The sequence below is a fragment of the Hafnia paralvei ATCC 29927 genome (assembly GCF_001655005.1).
GTDB lineage: Bacteria > Pseudomonadota > Gammaproteobacteria > Enterobacterales > Enterobacteriaceae > Hafnia > Hafnia paralvei.
Map to the genome: position 1 here is coordinate 1 of NZ_LXET01000012.1, position 9,504 is coordinate 9,504.

At 49.6% G+C, this 9,504-nt stretch carries 8 protein-coding genes and 1 tRNA gene; 7 read left to right on the forward strand and 2 right to left on the reverse strand.

Annotation, left to right across the window (positions count from 1 at the left end; genetic code table 11):
• Positions 1-311: 311 nt before the first annotated feature.
• Positions 312-1,373 (forward strand): DNA polymerase IV, encoded by a 1,062-nt coding sequence (gene dinB, locus M988_RS04335; RefSeq protein ID WP_064572983.1) that lies wholly within the window; start codon positions 312-314, stop codon positions 1,371-1,373.
• A 59-nt stretch (positions 1,374-1,432) separates the two neighbouring features.
• On the opposite strand, the gene pepD is transcribed toward dinB, so the two are convergent.
• Positions 1,433-2,893 carry a beta-Ala-His dipeptidase gene (gene pepD, locus M988_RS04340; RefSeq protein WP_008814470.1) on the reverse strand — a complete coding sequence of 487 codons (1,461 nt, stop codon included), beginning with the start codon at positions 2,891-2,893 and terminating at the stop codon, positions 1,433-1,435.
• Between the two features lie 256 nt (positions 2,894-3,149).
• Between pepD and gpt the strand changes: the two genes are divergently transcribed.
• The 5 genes from gpt (at position 3,150) to proA (ending at position 7,983) form a co-directional block, all read left to right on the forward strand.
• Entirely contained in the window at positions 3,150-3,608 is a 459-nt protein-coding gene (gpt, locus tag M988_RS04345; RefSeq protein ID WP_020303596.1) for a xanthine phosphoribosyltransferase, read from the forward strand.
• A 170-nt stretch (positions 3,609-3,778) separates the two neighbouring features.
• On the forward strand, positions 3,779-5,026 hold the full coding sequence (frsA, locus tag M988_RS04350) for an esterase FrsA (protein WP_008814468.1): 1,248 nt from the start codon (positions 3,779-3,781) through the stop codon (positions 5,024-5,026).
• Between the two features lie 60 nt (positions 5,027-5,086).
• The gene (crl, locus tag M988_RS04355; protein WP_064572985.1) at positions 5,087-5,488 is read left to right on the forward strand and encodes a sigma factor-binding protein Crl; all 402 of its coding nucleotides are present in this window, start codon (positions 5,087-5,089) and stop codon (positions 5,486-5,488) included.
• A gap of 114 nt (positions 5,489-5,602) precedes the next feature.
• Positions 5,603-6,709, forward strand: a complete 1,107-nt coding sequence (gene proB / locus M988_RS04360; RefSeq protein ID WP_008814466.1) for a glutamate 5-kinase — start codon at positions 5,603-5,605, stop codon at positions 6,707-6,709.
• Between the two features lie 20 nt (positions 6,710-6,729).
• Positions 6,730-7,983, forward strand: coding sequence for a glutamate-5-semialdehyde dehydrogenase (gene proA, locus M988_RS04365; protein ID WP_064572988.1), 1,254 nt, complete (start codon positions 6,730-6,732; stop codon positions 7,981-7,983).
• A gap of 47 nt (positions 7,984-8,030) precedes the next feature.
• Here proA and M988_RS04370 read toward each other — a convergent pair whose 3' ends face one another.
• On the reverse strand, positions 8,031-9,062 hold the full coding sequence (locus M988_RS04370) for an NADP-dependent oxidoreductase (protein WP_064572989.1): 1,032 nt from the start codon (positions 9,060-9,062) through the stop codon (positions 8,031-8,033).
• Between the two features lie 263 nt (positions 9,063-9,325).
• Here M988_RS04370 and M988_RS04375 point away from each other — a divergent pair.
• Positions 9,326-9,401 (forward strand) — tRNA-Thr (locus M988_RS04375).
• The last annotated feature ends 103 nt before the right edge of the window (positions 9,402-9,504 follow it).

Sequence of the window (9,504 nt, forward strand, 5' to 3'; positions counted from 1 at the left end):
CATTTCACTGCAATCCCATAGTCACTGCAATTCCATAGGATATTGACGTTCCAAACCGTAGCGGAGATGACGTCTCGGATAAAAGCGAGCGGTTTTATGGAAACGCATCTGCTGACCGGCGAACGAAACATTACACAGGTGTCTCATAAACGGTGGCCGAACGAAACATTTCACCGGTGTTTCATAAACGACCGGCGAACGAAACAATTCCCCGCGACCACATCAACGACAGACGAACAAAATTCCCCCACTTCCCATTCCCCATAAATAACCTGTATACTTATACAGTCATCAGCTCCAATATTCTTTTTATGCGCAAAATCATTCATGTCGATATGGACTGCTTTTATGCCGCAGTCGAAATGCGTGATTTCCCTGAATTACGCGATGTTCCGCTGGCGATCGGTGGTAGCCGCGATCGCCGTGGCGTTATTAGTACGGCGAACTATGCAGCGCGTAAATTCGGTGTGCGTAGTGCCATGCCAACAGGGCAGGCGCTGAAACTTTGTCCCCACCTCACGTTGCGGCCAGGACGCATGGATGTCTATAAAGATGTCTCCAATCATATCCGCAGTATTTTCCAGCGCTATACGTCTCTGATTGAGCCGCTATCGCTTGATGAAGCCTATCTTGATGTCACAGATTGTTCTTTATGTCATGGTTCAGCCACGCTGATTGCAGAGCAGATCCGTAAGGATATTGCAGCAGAGCTGGATCTCACTGCATCAGCCGGTATTGCCCCAATCAAATTCTTGGCAAAAATAGCCTCAGATTTAAATAAGCCAAATGGCCAATACGTGATCACGCCTGCTCAGGTTGATGAGTTTATTCTTCAACTACCGCTGAAAAAGATACCCGGCGTGGGCAAAGTGACCGCGGCTAAGCTGAGTGAGCTTGGGCTGAATACCTGCGCTGACGTTCGCCGTTATGATTTGGCGGAGTTATTGCGTCGCTTTGGTAAATTTGGACGCGTCTTATGGGAGCGCTGTCATGGGCAAGACGAGCGCGAAGTGATGCCTGACCGTTTACGTAAGTCGGTTGGTGTAGAAAGAACGCTGTCGGAAGATATTCATCGCTGGGACGAATGCGAAGTGTTGTTGGAAAAGCTGTATGAGGAGTTGGAGCGTCGTTTGCGTAAAGTACAGCCTGACCTGCATATTGCTCGTCAGGGGGTGAAGCTCAAATTTCATGACTTCCAACAGACAACGCAGGAGCATGTATGGCCAGTGCTTGATAAACAAGATTTATTCAAAGTGGCTCAGCAGGCGTGGGATGAACGCCGCACTGGGCGTGGAGTTCGTTTGGTGGGGGTGCATGTGACGTTGCTTGATCCACAGCTAGAAAAACAGCTTTCTCTGGATATTGATGGTTAGGGTTAACATACAAAAAAGCCAACCCGAGGGTTGGCTTTTTTACTAAGCAATCAGAGGGATTAGGCTTTCTCTGGAATCGCTTTTAACAGTGCGGTCAGCAGCTGCCAGTATTGACCAACGCTGGCAATGTGAACCTGCTCATCAGGGGAATGTGGGCCGGTAATAGTTGGGCCGATAGAAACCATATCCATTTCTGGGTAAGGCTTTTTGAACAGACCACACTCTAGACCTGCGTGGATCACCATGATGTTCGGCGTAGTGTCGAACAGCTTTTGATAAGTTTCACGCACCAGATGCATCACTGGAGAGTTAGCATCTGGTTTCCAGCCAGGGTAGCTCCCTTTAGCTTCAACGTGTGCGCCAGCCAGTTCACCCAGCGAGGTCAATTGGCTCACCACTGAGTCTTTGCCGCTGTCGATTAGAGAACGGATTAGGCAGATAATCTGTGCTTCTTTGGCGTCTGTTGTCACCACGCCCACATTCAACGAGGTTTCCACCACGCCTTTCACTTCATCGCTCATGCGCACAACGCCGTTAGGCGTACCGTTCAATAGGGCGATGAAGCGCTGCTGGCTATCAGACGTCAGGGCTTGAGAATCGCTCTGTGCAGATTCAACCTGAATATTCAGATTTTTTTCTACCGCGGCGAGTTCGATTTTCAGTATGCTCAGGAAGGTTTCTGCGAGAGTTTTCAGTTTCGCCAGATTTGCCGAAGGAACGGCCAATACCGCTGTCGCTTCACGCGGAATCGCGTTACGCAGCGTACCGCCATTTAGATCCAGCACACGCAGACCCAGCTCGGTTGCGTGGCCAGCTAAAAAGCGCGCCATCAGTTTGTTGGCATTGCCTAAACCCAGATGGATATCACCCCCCGAGTGTCCGCCTTTCAGACCTTTGATCGTCAGTTTAACGATGTCATGGCTTGCAGGAACGGCTTCGCGCTGCAGCGGCAGCGTGGTGATGAAGTCGATACCACCAGCACAGCCCATGTAGATCTCGCCTTCTTCTTCAGAGTCGGTATTGATCAGAATATCAGCCTGTAACCAGCCGGCTTTCAGGCCGAACGCACCTTCCATTCCGGCCTCTTCGGTCATGGTCAATAGCACTTCAATAGGGCCATGAGAAACGCTATCGTCAGCCAGAACGGCCAGCGCAGAGGCCATACCAATACCGTTATCAGCGCCTAGCGTGGTGCCACGTGCTTTTACCCAATCACCGTCGATGTATGGCTGGATTGGGTCTTTAGTAAAATCGTGTACGGTATCGTTGTTTTTCTGTGGAACCATGTCCAGATGCGCTTGTAGCACAACGGGTTTACGGTTTTCCATTCCACGGGAAGCGGGTTTGCGCAGCAAGACGTTACCGACTTCATCACGTTCAACGTGGATACCTTTTTCTTTTGCCCATGCAACGATGTGCGCGGCCAAAGCTTCTTCATGATAAGAAGGGTGAGGAATAGAACAGATATCCGCAAAAATTTGCCATAGTGGCTGTGGAGATAGCTGAGACAGTTCAGACACGTTAAGTCTCCTGATGATCAGTTGTGCTGCTGACAAGAGCGACACAATAGGGGGTTAAGAGATATTCTCATTTTTTCAGAGAATACCACTATATTTACTTATGTGGACAGACTAAGGCACTAAATCCGTCATCAGCAGTGCGCCTTTGTGTGAAAGAGGCTGGTTTTTATTGCTCTGGCTCTCTATAATCTCGCGCAACCTTTTTTCCCCCCCGACCAATCTTTAAGCCATGAATATTATGGCTGGGACACTATTAATGAGCGAAAAATACGTTGTAACTTGGGATGTGCTGCAAATGCACGCACGTAAGCTGGCTGCACGCCTGATGCCTTCTGAACAGTGGACTGGAATTATTGCGGTAAGCCGTGGTGGTTTAGTTCCTGCCGCATTACTGGCGCGTGAACTGGGTATCCGTCATGTTGATACCGTCTGTATCTCCAGCTACGACCATGACAACCAGCGTGAGCTCAAAGTCGTTAAGCGTGCTGAAGGCGATGGCGAAGGTTTTATCGTTATCGACGATCTGGTTGATACCGGTGGTACAGCACAGGCGATTCGCGAAATGTATCCAAAAGCGCATTTCGTGACAATCTTCGCGAAACCAGCCGGTCGTCCACTGGTTGATGATTACGTCATCGATATCCCACAGAATACATGGATCGAACAGCCATGGGATATGGGCGTTTGCTTCGTTGAGCCAATCAGCGGCCGCTAATTAGCCTACGGCTATCAAATTTGATGTAAAGAAACGTCCGGCTTTGTCCGGACGTTTGTTTTTTAGCTCCCGAGTTCGTTACACTAGCTTTAGCGCTCGCTGTGCGAGATTTAGCTCCGTCGCTTCTTGTTTGCGGCGGTAAAGACAGTACTCGGAGGCTGCCGTCTATCATGTCCCAAGCAAACCTTTCTGAAACCTTATTCAAACCTCGATTTAAGCATCGTGAAACATCCACGCTGGTCAAACGGCATGGGCATGTTCCACAGGCTTCGATTGCCTCTGCGCTGGAGGGAACCTCGCAGGCGAATTGGTATCGCACGATTAATCGCCTAATGTGGGTTTGGCGTGGCGTCTCACCTATTGAGATTGAGCATGTATTATCGCGTATTGCAGCCTCAACGGCAGAACGCAGCGACGAAAAGTTGCTCGACACCGTGGTGGGCTATCGCAGCGGTAACTGGATCTATGAATGGTCACATCAGGCCATGGGCTGGCAACAGCGCGCTCAGGAGGAAAAAGATCCGCAGGTAGCTGGAGATTATTGGCTTCAGGCCGCAAATCTCTACAGCATCGCGGCTTATCCGCATTTAAAGGGTGACGATTTGGCTGAGCAGGCCGAGGTTTTGGCTAATCGTGCCTATGAAGAATCGGCCAAACTGTTGCCTTATTCGCTTAAAGAAATTGAGTTTGCCATTGACGGCGGTCGTAAGATCACCGGTTTCTTGCATATGCCGGATAACAGCAACGGACCTTTCCCTACGGTGTTGATCTGTGGTGGCTTGGATATGATGCAGAGCGATAGCCATCGCCTGTTCCGCGATTATCTAGCGCCAGCAGGCATGGCGATGTTAACCATTGATATGCCTTCGGTTGGTATGTCGTCACATTACTGTTTGACTCAGGACTCCAGCCGCCTGCATCAGCAGGTCTTAAACGCATTGCCGAATGTGCCGTGGGTTGATCACACCCGTGTATCGTTATTTGGTTTTAGGTTTGGTGCGAACGTGGCGGTACGTTTAGCTTATCTGGAGCCACGCCGTTTACGCGCGGTCGCAACTTTGGGACCTGTGGTGCACAACTTACTCTGTGACCCACGTATTCAGGAGCGGGTACCTGATATGTACATTGATGTGCTAGCCAGCCGGCTGGGAATGGAGAGCATTTCGGATGCCGCTTTGCGCACTGAGCTAAGCTGCTATTCATTGAAAACTCAGGGGTTGTTAGGGCGCCGCTGTCAAACACCGATGCTGGCAGGATATTGGGATCGTGACCCATTCTGCCCGAAATCTGAGGCTAAGCTAATCGTGGATTCTTCATTGAATGGCAAATTGCTGATGGTGTCATCATCGCCACTTTATGAAGGTTTTCATAAAGCTTTACATCAAGTTTGTGATTGGATTAGCGAACAATCATATTAATTTGATTGCTAAAGTTTGTAAATTTGTTAAAAAAGAGTAACCACAACAGGAGGATGCTGTATGACATTACCAGGTGGTTACTCTAAAAGCCGCTTAATCAAAAAATTTACTGCGCTTGGCCCTTACATTCGTTCGGGGCAGTGTCAGGAAGACCATTTCTTTTTTGACTGTCTGGCTGTATGCGTCAACGTCAAACCGAATCCGGAAAAACGAGAATTTTGGGGATGGTGGCTCGACCTAGCCGCTGAGGAAACACATTTCACCTATCGCTATTCGTTTGGACTCTTCGATAAGCAAGGTGTTTGGCAAGAGCAAGCCATTAAAGATCCTGAAGTGAACGAGAAATTGGAACAAACCTCGCTTAACTTCCATAACCGCCTACAAGAGCTTTTAACGACGCTCGAGATTAAAATTCAGCCAGCCGATGACTTTTCTGAAGAGTTAGTTCGCCTTAGAGCCTGATCCGGCGCAGTAATAAGTGTGCTTTTGCGTTATGCCTGTTGGCATAACGCGCCTCTCCTGATACTTTTTCTCTTTCCCCTAATTTCTCAAACACCAATAAACGGCAAAAAGATTATGAGTGGCAGCCAAACCCTAGTTGTAAAACTAGGTACCAGCGTACTGACCGGCGGTTCGCGCCGTCTAAACCGTGCCCATATCGTGGAACTCGTTCGCCAGTGTGCTCAACAGCATGCGGCGGGGCATCGTATTGTGATTGTAACCTCCGGTGCGATTGCCGCTGGACGTGAGCATTTGGGCTACCCCGAGCTCCCCGCAACGATTGCCTCAAAACAGTTGCTGGCTGCCGTAGGACAGAGCCGTTTGATTCAATTGTGGGAACAGCTCTTCTCCATTTACGGTATTCATATCGGGCAAATGTTGCTGACGCGCGCCGATTTGGAAGATCGTGAGCGTTTTCTGAATGCGCGTGACACTCTGCATGCCCTGATGGACAATCGAATCGTTCCTGTTATCAACGAAAATGATGCGGTCGCCACCGCGGAAATTAAAGTTGGTGATAACGACAACCTTTCCGCGCTTGCGGCAATTTTAGCGGGTGCAGACAAACTATTACTGTTAACCGATCAGGCTGGATTATTTACCGCCGATCCTCGCCATAACCCAACGGCTGAACTTATCCGTGAAGTCACTAGCATCGATGATGCACTGCGCGGTATTGCAGGTGATAGTGTATCGGGCCTCGGTACGGGCGGTATGACGACTAAATTGCAGGCTGCCGACGTGGCGTGTCGCGCTGGTATTGACGTGATTATTGCCGCGGGGAGCAAACCGGGCGTAGTCGGAGACGTCATTGAGGGTGTTTCCGTTGGGACTCGTTTCCATGCGTTGGAAACACCGTTGGAAAATCGTAAGCGCTGGATCTTTGGTGCGCCACCGGCGGGCGAGATCACCGTGGATGACGGTGCCGTTTCAGCTATTTTGGAGCGTGGAAGCTCACTGCTGCCAAAAGGGATCCGTGAAGTCAGCGGCGATTTTTCGCGTGGTGAAGTGATCCGTATCCGTAATTTAGAAGGGCGCGATCTTGCCCATGGTGTAAGCCGCTACAACAGCGATGCATTGCGCATGATTGCTGGTCATCATTCCCAACAGATTAGCGGCGTACTGGGCTATGAATATGGTCCAGTCGCGGTACATCGCGACGATATGATCGTGAGCATATGATCGTGAGTGAAGGAGCTACCATGTTAGAAGAAATGGGTAAGGCCGCTAAACGCGCATCCTACCACTTAGCCGTTCTTAGCTCGGCACAGAAAAATCAGGCGTTGGCGCTGATTGCTGATTACCTTGAACAAGATAGTGAATCTATTCTACAAGCCAATCAGATGGACGTTCAGCAGGCACGTGAAAATGGTCTGAGCGAGGCGATGTTAGACCGTCTACAACTGACTCAGAGTCGTTTGGAAGGCATTGCTAACGATGTGCGTCAGGTATGCAATCTGACCGATCCGGTTGGCAAAGTAATTGATGGCAGCGTGCTGGACAGTGGTTTGAATCTGGAACGTCGTCGTGTGCCGTTAGGTGTGGTTGGTGTGATTTATGAAGCTCGGCCTAACGTTACCGTGGATACCGCGGCACTGTGCCTGAAAACCGGTAATGCGGTGATCCTACGCGGCGGTAAAGAAACACATCGTACCAATCAGGCAACGGTAAAAGTGATCCAACGCGCACTGGAGAAAGCCGGTTTGCCGAGCGATGCCGTTCAAGCGATTGAAAGTCCCGACCGAGCGTTAGTTACAGAGTTGCTCAAGCTGGATCGTTACGTTGATATGCTGATCCCTCGCGGTGGAGCAGGGTTACATAAGCTGTGTCGCGAACAGTCGACAATCCCAGTGATTACCGGCGGTATTGGGGTGTGCCATATCTATGTCGATCAGGGAATGGACGTTGAACAGGCATTGAAAATTATCGTGAATGCCAAAACCCAGCGCCCAAGCACCTGCAATACAGTCGAGACGTTACTGGTGAATCAGCATGATGCATCGCAGTTCCTGCCAGCGTTAAGCCAACGTATGCAGGACGTTGGTGTGTCACTGCACGCTTGCCCACGAGCATTACCGCTGTTGAGCCAAGGACCAGCACCGGTTAAGCCAGTGCAAGAGGTCGAGCTAAATGATGAATGGCTGTCGCTGGATCTGAATGTCGTCGTGGTTGAAGGATTAGACGGTGCCATTGAGCATATTCGCGAACATGGGACTCAGCATTCAGACGCTATCTTGACGCGTAATATGCACAGTGCCGATCGCTTCGTGCGTGAGGTCGATTCTTCTGCTGTATATGTCAATGCCAGCACCCGTTTCACCGATGGCGGCCAGTTTGGTCTTGGTGCTGAAGTGGCCGTGAGCACGCAGAAACTCCATGCCCGTGGCCCAATGGGGTTAGAAGCTTTAACCACCTATAAGTGGATTGGCTATGGTGATGATTTAGTGCGTAGCTAAATATTCAGCCAAAGTGAAAACGGCGCTTTGTGCGCCGTTTTTTTGATCTACTCAGCGACTTTAATAATCAACTTACCAAAGTTTTTCCCGCTCAATAATCCTTGGAATGCGGTGATGCTGTTCTCTAACCCGTCTACAACATCTTCTTTAAAAACAATTTTTCCCTGAGCCAACCATGTACTCATTTGGGCATAAAACTCAGGGTAACGATCGCCGTAATCCTGCGAAATAATAAAGCCTTCAACCCGCATACGTTTCTTTAGAATGGTCGACATTAATAACGGCAACCGATCTTGCTGGTGGTCGCTATGATGTCCGTTATATTGGCTGATCATGCCGCATACGGGAATGCGTGCTTTGGTATTTAGCAGCGGAAGAACGGCGTCAAACACGGCTCCGCCTACGTTTTCATAATACACATCGATGCCTTTGTCACAGGCTTGTTTAAGCTGATGGGCGAAATCAGCGGCTCGATGGTCTATACATACGTCAAAGCCCAGTTTTTCAACGGCATAGCGACATTTCTCTACGCCGCCAGCAATGCCGACTGTACGGCATCCTCGCAGTTTCGCAACTTGACCGACGACAGAACCGACAGCGCCCGTTGCTGCGGCAACCACCACGGTTTCTCCCGCTTGTGGATTACCGATATCGGTTAATCCCATATAGCCCGTAAAACCGGGCATACCCAGCAAACCTAAAGCATAAGAGGGATGCGCCATATTCGCGTCTAGCTTTTGTAGGCCCTCACCATCAGAGAGCGCATAGTCTTGCCAGCCGGTGTAGGCTAAAACTAGATCGCCTGCTTGATAATCTGGGTGCTGCGATTGCTCCACGCGACATACGGTACCGCCGCAGATAACATCACCAATCGCGAGTGGGGGAGAATAGGAGGGAACGTCATCTAAACGGCCACGGACATAGGGATCTAAAGAAAGATAGAGCGTACGCAGCAACACCTGACCCTGTTCCGGTTCTGGCTGGGCGACTTTCTCTAAGCGAAAATCCTGATCGCTGGGCATTCCCTGAGGGCGTTGCGCCAACACATAACGGCGATTAATGCGAGATGAGATAGACATAACAGGCTCCGTAACAAGTGAACGGTCATTCCATTATTTTGCATAATGGAAACTTCTTCCAGCCTAACGAAAAATCGCAGTATGTGATGTCGTTTGTGTGCGGCTTCATATGATTTTTGGATATAAACAATACCCTTAAGAACGAAATAGGTTGGAGTGTTGATTAAATCGTCATACGAAACCGGATGCCCTTGACGCTGCTAGATAATTTCACTATCGTAATTTCCGCACTTCGGGTTATACCCAGCAAAATTTCTCCCTGTGCCGATATAGCTCAGTTGGTAGAGCAGCGCATTCGTAATGCGAAGGTCGTAGGTTCGACTCCTATTATCGGCACCATTTCAAAATCCCCTCAAATCTACCGAAATCAACTCAAAGCCCGTATGTTGCGGTTTCTGGCCGGTATTATCTCCTGTTATCAACTGGACTTAACAGGAATCAA

Bases quoted from the DNA above. Each gene is read 5' to 3' on its own strand.
- dinB (WP_064572983.1), top strand. From the start codon at position 312: ATGCGCAAAATCATTCATGTCGATATGGACTGCTTTTATGCCGCAGTC.
- gpt (WP_020303596.1), top strand. From the start codon at position 3,150: ATGAGCGAAAAATACGTTGTAACTTGGGATGTGCTGCAAATGCACGCA.
- frsA (WP_008814468.1), top strand. From the start codon at position 3,779: ATGTCCCAAGCAAACCTTTCTGAAACCTTATTCAAACCTCGATTTAAG.
- crl (WP_064572985.1), top strand. From the start codon at position 5,087: ATGACATTACCAGGTGGTTACTCTAAAAGCCGCTTAATCAAAAAATTT.
- proB (WP_008814466.1), top strand. From the start codon at position 5,603: ATGAGTGGCAGCCAAACCCTAGTTGTAAAACTAGGTACCAGCGTACTG.
- proA (WP_064572988.1), top strand. From the start codon at position 6,730: ATGTTAGAAGAAATGGGTAAGGCCGCTAAACGCGCATCCTACCACTTA.
- M988_RS04370 (WP_064572989.1), bottom strand. From the start codon at position 9,062: ATGTCTATCTCATCTCGCATTAATCGCCGTTATGTGTTGGCGCAACGC.